This is a genomic window from Stenotrophomonas sp. YJH_SMC_94-11 (genome assembly GCF_059370435.1).
Genome location: NZ_JCAFTR010000002.1, coordinates 408,491 through 423,715, shown reverse-complemented (window position 1 = coordinate 423,715; position 15,225 = coordinate 408,491). Strand labels below are relative to the sequence as shown.

General features: G+C 66.4%; 12 protein-coding genes. 4 read left to right on the top strand and 8 right to left on the bottom strand.

The annotated features are described in order from the left end of the window. Positions 1-19 precede the first annotated feature (19 nt). The 3 genes from lldP to AC5P74_RS06230 all read right to left on the bottom strand — a co-directional run bounded on the left by lldP (position 20) and on the right by AC5P74_RS06230 (position 3,239). Positions 20-1,678, bottom strand: coding sequence for an L-lactate permease (gene lldP, locus AC5P74_RS06240; protein WP_053499572.1), 1,659 nt, complete (start codon positions 1,676-1,678; stop codon positions 20-22). Positions 1,679-1,898: 220 nt separating this feature from the next. Further along, complete coding sequence (locus tag AC5P74_RS06235) at positions 1,899-2,351, bottom strand: MgtC/SapB family protein (protein WP_005413774.1); 453 nt, start codon at positions 2,349-2,351, stop codon at positions 1,899-1,901. A 129-nt stretch (positions 2,352-2,480) separates the two neighbouring features. After that, positions 2,481-3,239 carry an SDR family NAD(P)-dependent oxidoreductase gene (locus tag AC5P74_RS06230; RefSeq protein WP_346607714.1) on the bottom strand — a complete coding sequence of 253 codons (759 nt, stop codon included), beginning with the start codon at positions 3,237-3,239 and terminating at the stop codon, positions 2,481-2,483. A gap of 320 nt (positions 3,240-3,559) precedes the next feature. On the opposite strand from AC5P74_RS06230, the gene AC5P74_RS06225 reads away from it, so the two are divergent. Then, complete coding sequence (locus AC5P74_RS06225) at positions 3,560-4,513, top strand: helix-turn-helix transcriptional regulator (RefSeq protein ID WP_346607713.1); 954 nt, start codon at positions 3,560-3,562, stop codon at positions 4,511-4,513. A 165-nt stretch (positions 4,514-4,678) separates the two neighbouring features. On the opposite strand, the gene AC5P74_RS06220 is transcribed toward AC5P74_RS06225, so the two are convergent. The 3 genes from AC5P74_RS06220 to AC5P74_RS06210 form a co-directional block, all read right to left on the bottom strand. Continuing rightward, positions 4,679-6,589 (bottom strand): CocE/NonD family hydrolase, encoded by a 1,911-nt coding sequence (locus AC5P74_RS06220; RefSeq protein ID WP_070489901.1) that lies wholly within the window; start codon positions 6,587-6,589, stop codon positions 4,679-4,681. A 222-nt stretch (positions 6,590-6,811) separates the two neighbouring features. Continuing rightward, complete coding sequence (locus AC5P74_RS06215) at positions 6,812-7,198, bottom strand: DUF4440 domain-containing protein (protein ID WP_005417047.1); 387 nt, start codon at positions 7,196-7,198, stop codon at positions 6,812-6,814. After that, the gene (locus tag AC5P74_RS06210; RefSeq protein WP_053499566.1) at positions 7,195-8,556 is read right to left on the bottom strand and encodes an MFS transporter; all 1,362 of its coding nucleotides are present in this window, start codon (positions 8,554-8,556) and stop codon (positions 7,195-7,197) included. The genes AC5P74_RS06215 and AC5P74_RS06210 overlap by 4 nt, the downstream gene beginning before the upstream one ends. A 105-nt stretch (positions 8,557-8,661) precedes the next feature. Here AC5P74_RS06210 and AC5P74_RS06205 point away from each other — a divergent pair, with 105 nt between their 5' ends. After that, entirely contained in the window at positions 8,662-9,558 is an 897-nt protein-coding gene (locus tag AC5P74_RS06205; RefSeq protein ID WP_346607712.1) for a LysR family transcriptional regulator, read from the top strand. Positions 9,559-9,657: 99 nt separating this feature from the next. Here AC5P74_RS06205 and AC5P74_RS06200 read toward each other — a convergent pair whose 3' ends face one another. Further along, positions 9,658-12,453, bottom strand: a complete 2,796-nt coding sequence (locus AC5P74_RS06200; protein ID WP_080375122.1) for a beta-glucosidase family protein — start codon at positions 12,451-12,453, stop codon at positions 9,658-9,660. A 337-nt stretch (positions 12,454-12,790) separates the two neighbouring features. Here AC5P74_RS06200 and AC5P74_RS06195 point away from each other — a divergent pair, with 337 nt between their 5' ends. Both AC5P74_RS06195 and AC5P74_RS06190 read left to right on the top strand, forming a co-directional pair. After that, on the top strand, positions 12,791-13,225 hold the full coding sequence (locus AC5P74_RS06195) for a VOC family protein (RefSeq protein WP_005417059.1): 435 nt from the start codon (positions 12,791-12,793) through the stop codon (positions 13,223-13,225). Between the two features lie 307 nt (positions 13,226-13,532). Beyond that, positions 13,533-14,237, top strand: a complete 705-nt coding sequence (locus tag AC5P74_RS06190; RefSeq protein WP_053499634.1) for an AraC family transcriptional regulator — start codon at positions 13,533-13,535, stop codon at positions 14,235-14,237. Positions 14,238-14,246: 9 nt separating this feature from the next. Here AC5P74_RS06190 and AC5P74_RS06185 read toward each other — a convergent pair whose 3' ends face one another. Further along, a complete protein-coding gene (locus AC5P74_RS06185) occupies positions 14,247-15,137 on the bottom strand; it encodes a sterol desaturase family protein (protein WP_053499636.1) in 891 nt (296 codons plus the stop codon). Positions 15,138-15,225: the final 88 nt, after the last annotated feature.

Here is a 15,225-nt window from a genome sequence, read left to right as displayed (position 1 = left end):
TCGGCCAGCCGCGCATGGCTCAGGGAATCATCCAGGTCAGCCAGTAAGCCTGGGCCAGGGTGATCAGGCCGACCATCGTGGTGAAGATCAGGCTGTGCTTGACCGTGAAGCGGAACAGATCCGACTCCTTGCCGGCCAGGCCGACCGCCGCGCAGGCAATGGCGATCGACTGCGGTGAGATCATCTTGCCGGTGACACCGCCGGTGGTGTTGGCCGCTACCAGCAGCACGTCGGACACGCCGATCTGCTGTGCGGTGGTGGCCTGCAGTGCCGAGAACAAGGCGTTGGACGAGGTGTCCGAACCGGTCAGGAACACGCCCAGCCAGCCCAGGAACGGTGAGAAGAACGGGAACGCGTCGCCGGTATGCGCCAGTGCCAGGGCCAACGTGGCAGACAGTCCCGAGTAGTTGGCGATGAAGGCGAACGCCAGCACCATGCCAATCGAGTAGATCGGCATGCGCAGCTCACGCACGGTCTCGCCGAAGGTCTGCAGCGCCGAACGTGCAGGCATGCGCAGCACGATGATGGCAATCACCCCAGCCAGGATGATCGAGGTACCGGTGGCCGAGAACCAGTCGAACTTGTAGATGGCGTCATAGCTCAGCGGCGCATCCACGATCGGTGGCATCTTCTGCACCAGCTGGTCCAGGCCCGGCACCGGGATCTTCAGCACCCAGCCTTCCAGCGGACCGCCCGCCGCGAACAGCGACTTGAACGGCTTGATGCTCCACAGCGTGACCATCGCGGTGAGGATCAGGAACGGCGACCATGCCCTGGCGATCTGGCCGACGCTGTGGCGCGGTGCCTCCAGTGCCTGTGCGGCCGCCTCGGCGCTGGTTTCGGTGTCGAAACGGAAGATCCGCACCGGCTTCCAGCGGCGCAGGAACAGGGTCAGGCACACCAGCGACGCCAACGACGCGGTGATGTCCGGTAGTTCCGGGCCGATGAAATTGGAGGTCAGGTACTGCGCGATGGCGAACGAACCACCCGCAACCAGCACCGCCGGCCAGGTCTCCTTGATACCGCGCCAACCATCCATGATCGCCATGATCCAGAACAGCACGATGATGGTCAGGAACGGCAACTGGCGGCCGGCCATCTGGCCGATCTCGAATGCGTCCAGGCCGGTGACCTGCCCGGCCACGATGATCGGAATGCCCATCGCGCCGAACGCTACCGGCGCGGTGTTGACGATCAGGCACAGGCCGGCGGCATACAGCGGCTTGAAGCCCAGCCCGACCAGCAACGCTGCGGTGATCGCCACCGGCGCACCGAAACCGGCCGCCCCTTCCAGAAAGGCACCAAACGCGAAACCGACCATCAGCATCTGCAGGCGCTGGTCTTCGGTCACCGACAGGATCGAGGCGCGGATGATGTCGAACTGCCCGGTCTTGACCGAGACCTTGTAGAGGAACACCGCGCCGATGATGATCCACGCGATGGGCCACAGGCCGTAGACGAAGCCGAAGCCAGCCGCGCCCAGCGCCTGGGGCACCGGCATGCGGTAGAACAACAGGGCCACGCTGAGTGCGATGGCCACGGTGATCGTGCCGGCCAGCCAGCCCTTCATGCGCAGCACGGCCAGGGCAACGAAGAAGAACGCGATCGGCAGCAGCGCGATCAGGCTCGACAACCACAGGTTGCCGGCGGGGTCGTACAGGTGTTGCCAGGGCTGCATGAAGACTCTCGACTGGAAACGGAAGGAGCCCACCGCAGGCGGTGGGTCGCCGTGGCCGTTGATCATTGGTATTACCATTAATGATCGCGATCAGACCACTTGCAGCGGATTTAACCGCTACTCCGACGAAGAGCCTATTAGACCATAGGGCTAGCCTTCATATTGGTCCGACCATTAGAGCCCTTATGGTGCCGGCCGCTGGCCGACAACTCGACCTTCCCTACGAGATCCGTTTCTCCAACCGCCGCATCACCGCCAGCACCAGCACGCACAGCACGCTGACCCCGATCGCGATCACGTACTTGCTGATCCCCACCGCAATCCCGATCGCCGCCGCCATGATCAGCGAACTGGCCGTGGTCAAGCCGCTGACCTGGTCCTCGCGTGAGCCGCGCAGAATGGTGCCAGCGGCCACGAAGCCGACACAGGCCACCACCGCTTCGATCAGGCGCACCGGATCAACCTGCAGCAGATCGCGGTAACGCTCCTGCTGGAAATGCTCGGCCACCGAGTCGCCAAGACCGACGATCAATGCCGCCGCTCCGGCAATGAGCATGTGCGTACGCAGGCCGGCGGCGTGCTTGCCCATTTCCCGCTCGACACCGAGCACACCGCCGAACAGCATCGCTGCGGCTACGCGCAGCAGGATCGAGACATCCTGGGTGAGTTCCATGGGCAGGCTCCGGGTATTTCCCCGAGCGTCGCGTGGCATGCGTGGCACAGAGGTGAAGACCACCCCACAGTGCGTTCACCCGGTAGCGCCGGGCGATGCCCGGCGACGCCGCAACCCGCGTTCAGCGCATCACTGCGCGAGGTAGCCACCATCGATGGCGTAGTACGTGCCGGTCGCGAACGAGGCATCGTCGCTGGCCAGCCAGGCTACCAACGCGGCCACTTCCTGCGGCGTACCCAGCCGCTTCAACGCGTGCCGCCCTTCCAGCGTGGCGCGCACCTTCGGGTCCATCTTCTCCAGCAGTGGCGTGCTGATGAAGCCCGGACCCACCGCGTTGACACGGATGCCGTCAGCCGCATGTTCCCACGCTGCGGTCTGGGTCAGCCCGACCACGCCGTGCTTGGCCGCCACATACGCGGTGGAGCCGGCATAGCCCACCTGGCCCAGGATCGAGGCCATGTTGATGATGCTGCCGCCCGTGCCTGCAGCGCGCATGGCCTGGATCTGCGCACGCTGGCACAGGAACACGCTGGTGAGGTTGACATCGATCACGCGCTGCCAGCCATCAATCGGATAGTCGCCGCTGCTGGCCGCCGGCCCGCTGATGCCGGCGTTGTTGACCGCCACGTGCAGGCCGTCGAGTTCCTTGATCGTGCGCTGCACCGCTGCCTCCACCGCCGCCTCGTCGGTGACGTCCAGCGCGATGCCGATGGCCTGTGCACCCGAATCGCGCAACTGCGCCACGGTGGCATCCACCGCATCCTGCTTCAGGTCCCAGACCGAGATACAGGCACCGGATGTGGCCAGTGTCTGGGCCACGGCCAGGCCGATGCCCGACACGCCGCCGGTCACGATCGCGGTCTTGCCGGTCAACTGGTAATCAATCATCTCCATTCTCCATCGGTGGGGGTATCAAAGTGGCCTGCAACAGCCAACCCACCCACCCTACGCGCACGCCCGTGATGGTCGGGCTGACATCGCATCTCCAGATCGTTCCAGCCATGAAACCTCAACTGAAGTTTATGTATGGAACTACGTACGGATATGCGTGCAAAACGCCGGCGTATGTTCTTCGGCATTTTCACTTTGGCCGTAATCGCCAATCGTTTTGACCTTATCGAAGTCAAAAGCGCGCGAATCGCGGCGACAATGGGAAACGCTTCCAGATTCTTCGACACATTCAATTCAACCTGTGTTTGCGCAGAGCGATGTCCCGATATTTCACTTTTGCTGATTACCGCCAGTTCGGCGAACGCCATGGCTACGACTACCGGATCGAAGGGAGTGAACTGCGCGACGACCAATGGGCAGGGCGTGGCGACGTCCACGAACAGTCACTGCGCGGTGGCCTGGGCCTGATCGCCTCGGACGTGCACAACCGGTTCACCTACACGGCCACCGCTGTGCACGGTGCCGGCCTGACCATCCGCCTGATGCTTCAGGGCGAAGTGGATGTCCAGTTTCCTCGTCGCAAGGGGTTCACCCTGCGCGCCGGCACAGGCATGACCACCAGCCACCATGAACCTGTGTCGATGGCCGGGCTGCATCCCGGTGGCAGCCACCTGCGTGGGGTCAGCTTGAGCGTACCGGCCGATCTGGACGTGGACATGCTGCGCCTGCCGGCACTGCGACGGGTCCTTCATTCCCCTCTGCAGTGCCGCCACTGGGCCATTCCGCATGCCTTGCTGCCGACGCTCGCCCAATTGTTCGACAGCCCCTGGCAGGACGACATCGATGCGCTGTGGCGCGAAGGCGTGGCCCTGCAGGTGTTGGCCGTCGGCCTGCAGGCCGAGGATATGCAGACCGAGCATATACGCACGCTGCGCGCCGGCCAGCGCGAGCGGCTGGAGCGAGTGCGCAGCTATCTGCATGACGACCCCAGCCATGCCCACAGCCTGATCGAACTGGCCCAGCTGGCCTGCATGAGCCCCAGCTCCTTGCGCCGCCATTTTGCCCAGCAATATGGAAGCTCGGTGTTCGACTACCTGCATGAGCAGCGCATGCGCCATGCCGAACAGGGCCTGCGCGAAAACGGATGGACCGTCGAGCAGGCTGCCGCCGCCAGCGGCTACCGCCACCCCAGCAACTTCGCCGCCGCGTTCCGCAAGCGCTTCGGCCTGGTCCCCAGCCGCTGGCGTACGGGCCCCTCGAAGGTCGGCTGAAGGCCCGGGCCCTGTTAGGTGTCGACCTTGGTCGATCGGCATGCCATGGCCCAGCTTTGGTAGGTGTCGACCTTGGTCGACACGCTCTCGCGCCATCGCCGATGCCGGCCAGCGGCCGGCACTACCACGTGCTACCAGGCACGGCCCGGCGTCACCCTGCGGGCCTCAATACACCGGTAGATCGATGTAGCTGGCCTGCGCCGCGCTGTGCCACACGCGCTGCGTGGCCTTCTGGTAATCGCCCGGCTTGGCCAGGTAAATGTTCGGCACGTAGGTCTGCGGGTTGCGGTCGTACAACGGGAACAGGCTGGACTGCACCTGCACCATCACCCGGTGGCCCTTCTGGAACGTGTGGTTGGCGTTGGGCAGGTCGAAACGGTACGGCAGCACCTGGTTGGCGGCCAGCGGCTTCGGATCGCTGAAGCTCTCGCGGTAGCGGCCACGGAAGATCGCCAGCGACACCGGCAACTCATAGCCCCCCATTTCCGGCGTCGACGCTTCCTGGTCCGGATACACGTCGATCAGCTTCACCACCCAGTCGCTGTCGGTGCCGCTGGTCGAGGCCTGCAGGTGCACCACCGGCGCGCCGCCGATGCGCAACGGCGCGGTCAGCGGTTCGGTGATGAAGGTCAGCACATCCGGACGACCATCGACAAAGCGCTGGTCCTTGACCAGCCAGGTGGTCCACATGTCGCGGTCACCGAAGCGGACCGGGCGCGGCACGAACGGCACCGGCTTGGCCGGGTCGGACACGTATTCCTCGAAGTCGCCCTCGCCCGCCGCCGGTGCCTGGAACGCCAGCTTGCCGCCGGCGCGCAGGTACAGCGGCTTGCTGCTGGCGGCACACCCCTTGTCGCAGCTGCGCGGCCAACCCTTCAAGCGGTCCCAGTGGTTTTCGCCGGTGTTGTAGATCAGCACCGGTGGCGTATCGGCCTTCGGCGCGCCATCCACCAGGTACTGGTCGAAGAAGGGCTTGAGCACGTCGCGGCGGAACTGCAGCGCGGTATCGCCGTCGAACTTCAGCGCACCCAGTTCGCTGCCGCTGTAGTTCACCTGGCTGTGTCGCCACGGGCCCATCACCAGGTAATTGCGGTTGTTGCCGCTATCGCGTCCTTCCATCGCCTGATAGGCGTGGTTGGCACCCCACATGTCCTCCTGGTCCCACAGGCCCTGCAGCCACATGGTCGGCACCTTCAGCGGTGTCCTTGCCATCACCGCGTCCAGCGCCTGGCCCTGCCAGAAGCCGTCATAGGCCGGATGCTCGACCAGCTTCTTCCACCAGGTCAGCTGGTCCACGCCGGTGAAGCGCGCATAGTCACCGGCCGAACCGATGCGCAGGAAGGTGCTGTAGTCGTCGTAGCCGAGGCTGGGCAGCGGCGTACCCTTGCCGCGCTTCTCGGTCTGCATGGCGAAGTAGTTGAAGTTGACCTGGCGGAACGCACCGTAGTTGAGCCAGTCGTCGCCCATCCAGCCATCGACCATCGGGCTCTGTGGTGCGGCCACCTTCAGTGCCGGGTGCGGGTCGGTCAGCGCCATCACCACGGTGAAGCCCTCGTACGACGAGCCGAGCATGCCGACCTTGCCATTGCTCTCCGGTACGTTCTTCACCAGCCAGTCGATGGTGTCCCAGGCGTCGGTGGAATGGTCGACTTTGGTGTTGTTCAACGGCCCGCGCAGCGGCCGGGTCATCACGTAATCGCCCTCGGAACCATACTTGCCGCGGATATCCTGGAACACGCGGATGTAGCCGCCGTCGACAAACACCTCGTCACCCTGCGGCAACAGGTCGCGCATGCGCGGCGAATCACTGCGGCTGGCGCGACCGGCAGCATCATAGGGAGTCCGGGTCAGCAGGATCGGCGCATTGTGGGCGCCCTTGGGCACCACGATCACCGTATACAGCCTGGTGCCATCACGCATCGGCACCATCACCACGCGCTTGTCGTAGTCGCGACCGACATCGGGGGCAACGAACGGCTTGCCGCTGATATCCGGGGTCATCGGCGGGGTATCGGCGGCCAGCACGGTGCTGGACAGGCAAAGGGCAATGGCTACAGCGACGGCACGCACACGCATGGACAACCCCTCCCGGCAGGAAAGCCCCAAGCCTACTCCTGCCTGGCGCCGTGAAGTGTGTGCAGGCTTTGCATTCTGCGGTCGATGCAGGCAGGACTGATGGCACATGTGCCTGCGGTGCCGCTGCGCTCGTCGGCGAAAGGTAGTGCCGGCCGCTGGCCGGCAACCGCGTAACGCGCCCCAGGATCATGAAGTTGCCGGCCAGCGGCCGGCACTACCCGATCAGGCTGCCGTTACTTCATGCAACGCCAGCCAACGCCAACGGCCGTCTTCCTGCCGCAGCACGGCCAGTGCTTCACGCCAGGCCATCCCACCTTCAGCAACGCCCTGCCCTTCACGGTAGCGCAGCATTGCCAACGGTGCCGGCACCGCAATGAACTGCAGGGCATCGATTTCGATACACAGGCCCGGGCGGGCACCGTGGCCGCCAGCGAACATGCCGGCCAGTGCTTCGCGGTCCAGGCGCTGCCCAGCAATACCGACCATGCTGAAGTCGGTGCAGAAATGATCCATCAGCGCATCCAGCGTACTGGCGGCTGCTTCCGCACGGAACCAGGCCTGCAGCTTGGCAATCAGATCATGGAACTCGTTCTCTGCGGTCATCGTCATTGCATTGTCTCGGGTTGGGAAAGAGAGATCGATTGCGAACGGCGCAGCAGCGCCATCGGCAGCAGCGTCATTGCAGCGGCCAAGCCCAGCGCCACGCTGGTGGCGCGTGCCGGCAGCCATTGCATGGCCAATGCCAGCAGCAGTGCGATGGCGGCGGTGCCGAGGCAGAAGCTGAGCTGGCGGTTGAGGTTCCAGAGTGCACTGGCATCGCCCAACGCCTCACCTTCCACGCCATGGAAGGCCAGCGTCTGCGCGGTGCTGCTGCACAGGCTGCCGCCGGCGCCCATCAGCGCGAACAACAATCCGGCCAGCACGAAGGCCGGCTGCGGCAGCAGCGCCATCAACAACAGGCCGCTGGCCTGCAGGAGCATGCCGGCGCGCAGTACCGCGGCCGGACCGAAGCGAGCCAGCAGGCGCTTGCTGGCCATGATCGCGATGGCCGCAGCCAGCGCCCAGGGCAGCATCAGCGCGCCGATGCGTGCCGCGCTGTAACCGGCGTGGTGCAATTGCAGGGTACTGACCAGTTGGCTGCCGATGAACACACCGGGTACGGCGAGATACACCAGCATCGCCAGCCGCAGCCCGCGATGGGACAGCAACGACCAGCGCAGCAGTGGCTGCGCCTGCCGACGTGCATGCCGCAGGTGCGTCGCCGCCAGCAACAGCGCGGCCAGCAGCAACACGGCACCTGCACCGCGATGTCCCGATTCGCCCAGCCAGGTCAGCGCCAGCAGCAGCGCGCCCAGCGCCAGCATCGCGGTGGACAGGGCATAGGCCTGCAGGCGCGGCGCACTGCGCACGCAGTCGGCCGGCATCCAGGCCAGCACCAGACCGATGGCCACCACCGCCAATGGCAGGCTGGCCCAGAGCACGCCGCGCCAGGACAGCCACTGCACCAGCAGCCCGCCCAGTGCCGGTGCCAGGGCCGGCACCAGAAGCGCCACCAGCAGGATGCGACGGGTCAGCGCGCCACGTTGCCCGGCCGTGCATTGCCGGTACGCCGCGGCTTGCGCCACGGGAATCAGCAGACCGCCGGCCAACCCCTGCAGCAGGCGCCATCCCAGCAGCCAGCCGATCCCCGATGCGGAACCTGCCAGCGCAGCGGCAACCGCGAACAACAGCAACGCCACCAGCAGCAAGCGACGCTCGCCACAGCGCGCGGCCAGCCACGGCGCCAGCGGAATCACCACGCTCAGGCCCAGCATGTACGCTGTGCCGACCCAGGCCAGGGTGCTGACGTCGGCGTGCAGCTCCACTGCCAATGCCGGATAGGCCACCGTCGCGATGAACATGTTGACCAGATCCAGGGCGAATACCAGCAGGAAGATCGCCTCATGGCGCAGGCGGGGGGACGGCATCGGCGGCGCTCCAGCGAGGAAGCAGCCAGCATGCCGTCCGGACCCCATTGGAAAAACACGACGGCAGCTGCAACACTGTCAAATCTGTTTTGACAATGGATCGCCATGGTCAGCCTTGATCGCTTCGATATCTTCCGTGCCGTGGTCGAAGCCGGCAGCCTGACCGCTGCGGCCGATCGGCTCGGCCTCAGCCGCGCGGTGGTCAGCTTCAACCTGAAGCGGCTGGAGCAGGAGCTGGGCGTGACCCTGCTGTTGCGCAGTACCCGCCACCTGTCCCTGACCGAGGCCGGCGAGCAGTTCCTGCAACATTGCGTGCAGGCACTGGATGCTGCGCAGGCGGCGATCGATGCCGCGCGCCGCGACCAGCACCAGCTGCAGGGCGTGCTGCGCCTGACCACCACGCCGGAGTACGCCCAGCTACGCCTGATTCCCGCGTTGGAGGCGTTCCGCGCGCAGCACCCGGCCCTGCAGCTGCACCTTTCAACTTCTCCAGCGCCAGCGGACCTCATTCCCGAACGCTTCGACCTGGCGATCCGCCTCGGCCGCCTGCCGGATTCGGGCCTTCACGCCAGTGAACTGGAGCGCCACCCACTGTGCGCGGTGGCCGCTCCCTCGCTGCTGGCGCGCCTGCCCTCTGCCGAGGCTGCCGATGAGCCGGCACAGCTGGGCACCCTGCCCCGCCTGGGCTATCCGCGCCTGGCCGATGTGCAGGTGATCGCGCCTGATGGCAGCGGCGCCCTGTTTGCCACCAACCCGGGCAACGCGGTGGTACGCGTGGATGGTGCCAGCAGCCTGCGCGCGTTCGCCCTGGCCGGCGCCGGGGTCACCGTGCTGCCACGCTGGCTGATCGAGGACGACCTGGCCCAGGACCGGCTGCGCCCGGTGCTGCGCCAGCACCGCTTCCCGCAGCAGAGTGTCTACGCGGTCTACCCGCACAGCACGCAGCCCTCACCGAAGGTACGGCAGCTGATTGATTTCCTGCGCGACCGGTTCGCCACATAAAAAGGGGACGGAGGGGATTAAGTCGTTTATGCATAAACGACTTAATCCCCTCCGTCCCCTTTTTCAGACACGGCCCTGTGCGGGCCGTGTCGTCAGGCATCAGCGCAGCACCTGCTCCACCAGCTGCACGTCCACGGTCTGCAGCGGCTCGGCGGCATTGCGCGACAGCTGCACCTGGTAGGTGCCACCGTCGATCTTCCACTGGCGCGCCTGTGCATCGTAGTGGGCCAGGGTCTTCGGCTCGGCTTCGATGCGGATGCGGCGCTGTTCGCCCGGCTGCAGGTTCACCTTGTCGTAGCCGATCAGGCGGATCGGCGTGGTGCTGCCTGCCGGCAGCTTCAGGTACAGCTGGGCCACATCGGCGCCGGCGCGCTTGCCGGTATTGCGGATATCGACGCTGGCGACCAGGCGCGAGCCTTCCACGCTCACCTTCAGGTTGTCATAGGCGAACGAGGTGTAGGACAGGCCATGACCAAAGGCGAAGGTCGGGGTCAGGCCCTGGACCGCCATCCACTTGTAGCCGACGTTGGCGCCTTCGATATCGAAATCGAACACATCACCGAACGGCTTGGCCGGCTTGAAGCCGAGGCCATCGATATGCGGGCGCGGCAGCTGCGATTCGTCCGTCACCCAGGTCACCGGCAGGCGGCCCGACGGATTGACCTGACCGGTCAGCAGCGCGGCGATGCCTTCGCCGCCGCGGATGCCCGGGTACCAGGCCTGCAGCATCGCTGGCACCTGCGCCAGCCAAGGGGTGCGCACCGGGCCGTTGGTTTCCAGCACCAGCACGGTCTTCGGGTTTGCCGCGGCCACCGCCGAGATCAGTGCGTCCTGGTTGTCCGGCAGCTGCATGTCCGGCAGGTCCACCGATTCGGCGGCCCACTGCGTGGCAAACACAATGGCCACATCGGCCTGCGCGGCGGCCCTGGCCGCAGCGGCGGCATTGGTCCCGTCCACATACTCGATGGTTGCGTCAGGGCGCGCCGCACGCAGCGATTCCAGCGGCGAGGACGGGTGGAAGATCACCGGGCCCGGCCAGGTGGTCGGCAGCACGCCCGGCACCGCGTTGGTGCCCTTGGCGGTCACGCCCACCATCGAGGAACCACCGCCACCGATCACGCCCTTGTCGGCGTGGCCACCGATGATGACAATGCGCTTCACGCTGTCGGCCAGCGGCAGCAGGTTGCCTTCATTGCGCAGCAGCACGCTACCCTCTTCCACCGTGCGCTGGGCCACGGCAAAGCCGGCCTCGGCATCCACCTTCTGGTGCTGCGGCGGGTTGTCGAAGTTGCCGTGCAGGAACATCGTGCGCAGGATGCGCGTGACCATGTCATTCAGGCGCGCCTGCGGCACCACGCCGCCATGCACGGCCAGACGCAGCGGTTCGTCGAAGAACACCGCTGCGTCGAACACTTCACCGGCCGACTGCTGGTCCAGGCCGGCCAGCGCCGCCTTCGAACCGCTGTGCACGCCGCCCCAATCGGACATCACGAAACCGGGGAACTTCCATTCCTGCTTCAGCACCTGGTTCATCAGGTAGCCGTTCTCGCAGCCGTAGGTGCCGTTGATCTTGTTGTACGAGCACATCGCCACGCCCGGGCGGCCAGCCTCCAGCGCAATCTCGAACGCCAGCAGGTCCGACTCGTGCATGGCCTGTTCGCCGATGCGCACGTCGTGGAAGTTGCGCCGGGTCTCCATGTCGTTCAGCGCGAAGTGCTTCATCGAGGAGATCACGTGCTGGCTCTGCACGCCCTGGATCAGCGCGCCGACCATCGAACCGGCCAGCAGCGGGTCCTCACCGGCATATTCGAAGTTGCGGCCGTTGCGTGGATCGCGCTGCAGGTTGACGCTGCCCGACAGCAGGATGTTGAAGCGCTGCTGCCACGCCTCGCGGCCCATGGTCGCGCCACCGGCGAAAGCCACTTCGCGGTTCCAGCTGGACGCGGTGGATGGGCCCGATGGCATCGCCGTGGCGAAATCACCCGGGCGGATGCCGCCCGGATTGGTCACGCCGACGCCGGCATCGGCCGACTGCTGCGACGGAATGCCCAGCCGCGCCACGCCCGGCACGAAACCGGCCGAACCGACCGCGCCTTCCGGCAGTGGGCCACCATCCTTGCCCAGCCCGAAGTAGCTGTGCAGCATCTGGAACTTCTCATCCTCGGTCATCGCCTTCAGCAGCAGCGCGGCGCGCGCATCGGCGTTGAGGGTGGTGTCCATCCACGGCCTGTCGCCATGCGTGTCGGCGGCATAGGCCAGTGTCAGCAGGGTGGCGCGCAAGGCGCTGCCTTCCACCTTGAACGGCGCGCTGCTGGCGGCCTGGAAACCATCGCTGAAATAGCTGGCATCGGCTTCCAGCGCCACACGCGCCGGATCGAAGCCGGCGGCCTTGGCCGATTCACCGGCCACCGCGCCGAGCAGCACCGCCGGTGCACCCAGCCGCGAACGGGTGACCAGCGCTGGCAGCTGCGCGGCACCTGCACCGGCATCGGTATAGACCGCCACGGTGTGGCGGCCATCGTCCAGGCGCAGGTAGTTCAGGCCCGGCTGGTCCGGGCCGGATTCAGCGGCGATCGGCAGCCGGGTCAGTACGGCCTGGCCGCGCTGGGTCTGGCCATCATCCCTGCCCGCAGCAATGAAGCGGTATTCGTAACCCAGTCCGTCGGCCAGCACCTGCAGCGGATCGACCTGGCCGATGCCGCGCTGCACCTGGCGCACGCTCACCGCGTCCACCTGCAGGGTCTTCAGCTGGGCGGCCAGGGCCGGCATCGCCTCGGCGGTCGGGGCCTGTTCCAGGGTCAGCACGGTGAACGCGGCAGGGTCGGCCCAGGCCGGAGCGGCCAGTGCAGCGGACAGGGCCAGGGGCAGTACAAGCTGCTTTGTAAACGTTTTCATCGACAGGCGTAATTCCGTTGCCAAGGCAATCGGTCCAGGGAAAGTGCCGCCGAAGGGTGCAGCGTTCATGCCGCGCAGGGGTTGCCAGGCAACCTCCCGCAGGCCGAAGGACGGGCCGGTCTGCGCGCGGGACCCTCCTCCCGCCGTGACAACCTGCCTGCCCGGGCCGCGCAGGGCGACCCAATCCTGTGAAGATTGTGCGAGGGCGTTCACACCTGTCAACAGGACCTAAGTCACAGGGGCGATCCAGCCTGTAGTTATCAGGCCATCACCGGCGGTCATCAGCGCGCCGCGCGGGGCTGCCGATAATGGAGATCCCTGGCCACGAACCGAGCCCATGACCGTCCACCGCGACTTCGACCATCTCTGGCGCGACCGCTGCGATACGTCCAGCCAGCGCGCACCGCGCGTGCTGATCCGGGTGTTCGTGGCCCCCGGTGAGCTGGAACGCAGCGTGTCCTTCTACGAGCAGCTGCAGGGCGTGGTGGCCGATGCGGGCTTTCCGTTTCCGGAGGCCGGTCTGCGCCTGGCCATGGTCGGTGCGTTCCTGTTGATCGAGGGCAGCGAGGCGGCGCTGGCGCCGTTCACCTCGACCACGGGGACACTGCTGGTCGATGACGTTCGGCCTTATCACGACAAACTGGTTGCCGCCGGCGCCGAGATCATCTTCCCGTTGCAGGTGGTCCCGACCGGGGCGGCGTTCAATGCGGTACATCCCGATGGCACGGTGGTCGAGTACGTGCATCACCGGCCGGATCCGCAGGGGCGGTGAGGTGACGCACGGCCAGGCTGCGCCCGGCCCCCGCGGTAGTGCCGGCCGCTGGCCGGCAACCTCAGAAGCAACAGCAGAAGCAAAAGCTGGGCTCCTGTGGGGTGGCGGGGTGGGCCCGTTGGCGGGGGACGCCGTAAACCCATCCATGGGGCCTTGGCCGCGGCATCCCTGCCGCGGACACCCCCGCAAACGGACCCACCCCGCCTTCGACAATTCCCCGCACGGCCTGCTGTAGAGCCGAGCCCATGCTCGGCTGCTCTTCGTTCAACTCTCGAAATATTCGATTTCGATGGAGATTCATCCACGCATGGCGTGGATCTACAATCCCTCCATGTCCTCCCCCGCCCTGCCCTGGAACGGCACGTTGCTGCTGGATGCGCACGCCGCCGTGCTGCACGGCCATGCTGGTGACAGCGCTTTGCATGCGCACTACGCCCATCAATTGCTGCTGAGCGACGGTACGCCCTGGCACGTCGAGATCGATGGCGTACAGCAGCAGGGCCAGCGGCTATGGCTGCCTTCGTTCCAGCCGCACGCGATCCTGTCGGCACCGGAAGCAGGCTGCACGGTGTTCCTTGAGCCGGCCCACGCCGATCCCACCCAGATCCAGCAGCATCTGCACGCGCTGCCGGGCAACGCGCTGGAGCTGCGCGATTGGTTGCCACGGCTGAGCCGCCCGCAACCGCTGGACCGCCGCGTGCAGGCGGCGTTGGCCCGTATCGCCCAGTACCTGCCCGGCCCGGTGCCGGCCGCCGACATCGCCGAGGCGGCGCACCTGTCGACCAGCCAGCTGCACCGGCGTTTCCAGTCCGACCTGGCGGTGACCCTGCGCGGCTGGGTGCTGTGGCAGCGTTTGCGTACCGCGCTCGCGCACCACCTGCAGGGGCACAGCCTGACCGCCAGCGCGCATGCCGCCGGCTTCGCCGACCTGGCCCATCTGTCACGCAGCCTGCGCCGCATGTTCGGCATCGGTGCCGCGCAACTGCAGGGCCTGCAGCTGCACGCGGCCTGACATCTTCGATCATTCGCGCCTGCGCAGGCCTGCAGGCAGCTCCGGCACCTCGCCATGCGGCAGTTCACGAAACGGCGCCAGCAGCTGCCCCGCGTAATCGCGTGGATAGTCCGGTTGGCTGCCGATGCCGAGGTCGCGTTGCTGCAGTCGATAGCCCGGCGCATCGAAGGCGGTCCCCAGCAGGTGATCCCAGACGGTCAGGAACAGGCCGAAGTTGACGTCGCCGGCGGTGCAGTAACGTATGTGATGGAAGCGATGCAGCGGTGCCCACGCCATCACCCGGCCCAGCACACCCGGGCGCATGTCCACGTTGGAGTGCTGCAGCAGCAGCTGGATGGCGATGGCAAACGCCAGCACCGCAGCTACCGGCATCGGCAGGCCCAGCAGCAACAATGGCAGCACGCCGCCCACCGCTTCGGCCGCCTGGTGCAGCGGGTGTTTCATCAGCCCGTTGAAACCGTACATGCGGGCCACGCTGTGATGCACCGCATGCAGGCGCCACAACCAGCCGATGCGATGGCTTGCGTAGTGCACCAGGGTGACGCCGAGATCGGCAGCGATTATCGCCACCAGTACCTGCAGCGCGAACGGCCACTGCAGCGGCCAGACCTGCCACGGAATGATCGCCGCCAGCAGCGGCACCGCCGCGATCGACAACAGGTTCAGGCCTTCGTTGACCAGCGCGTGCAGGGCATCACGCACACGGTCGCCGTGGTCGCGGTTGAACGCAGGGTCATACGGCCAGGCGCGCTCGGCGACGAACGAAACCGCAATGGCGATCGCCAGCAGGGCCAGCAGCCACAACGGATCGCCATGGCAGTGGCCGACCCAGACGACGGCAGGGGCAACGAACCCCAGCAGGAACAACGGGGCATACAGGCGCAGGATCCAGTGCTTCATGGGCAACCCGGGAAATGAGAGGCCTGCATGCTGGCGCCACGTGCGGGTTGCCGGCTTGAACAAACGGCGCAACCCGCGCCCCCGCAGA

Coding starts and splice junctions, on each gene's coding strand:
- lldP (WP_053499572.1), bottom strand. CDS start 1,678: ATGCAGCCCTGGCAACACCTGTACGACCCCGCCGGCAACCTGTGGTTG.
- AC5P74_RS06235 (WP_005413774.1), bottom strand. CDS start 2,351: ATGGAACTCACCCAGGATGTCTCGATCCTGCTGCGCGTAGCCGCAGCG.
- AC5P74_RS06230 (WP_346607714.1), bottom strand. CDS start 3,239: ATGATTGATTACCAGTTGACCGGCAAGACCGCGATCGTGACCGGCGGC.
- AC5P74_RS06225 (WP_346607713.1), top strand. CDS start 3,560: ATGTCCCGATATTTCACTTTTGCTGATTACCGCCAGTTCGGCGAACGC.
- AC5P74_RS06220 (WP_070489901.1), bottom strand. CDS start 6,589: ATGCGTGTGCGTGCCGTCGCTGTAGCCATTGCCCTTTGCCTGTCCAGC.
- AC5P74_RS06215 (WP_005417047.1), bottom strand. CDS start 7,198: ATGACGATGACCGCAGAGAACGAGTTCCATGATCTGATTGCCAAGCTG.
- AC5P74_RS06210 (WP_053499566.1), bottom strand. CDS start 8,556: ATGCCGTCCCCCCGCCTGCGCCATGAGGCGATCTTCCTGCTGGTATTC.
- AC5P74_RS06205 (WP_346607712.1), top strand. CDS start 8,662: ATGGTCAGCCTTGATCGCTTCGATATCTTCCGTGCCGTGGTCGAAGCC.
- AC5P74_RS06200 (WP_080375122.1), bottom strand. CDS start 12,453: ATGAAAACGTTTACAAAGCAGCTTGTACTGCCCCTGGCCCTGTCCGCT.
- AC5P74_RS06195 (WP_005417059.1), top strand. CDS start 12,791: ATGACCGTCCACCGCGACTTCGACCATCTCTGGCGCGACCGCTGCGAT.
- AC5P74_RS06190 (WP_053499634.1), top strand. CDS start 13,533: ATGGCGTGGATCTACAATCCCTCCATGTCCTCCCCCGCCCTGCCCTGG.
- AC5P74_RS06185 (WP_053499636.1), bottom strand. CDS start 15,137: ATGAAGCACTGGATCCTGCGCCTGTATGCCCCGTTGTTCCTGCTGGGG.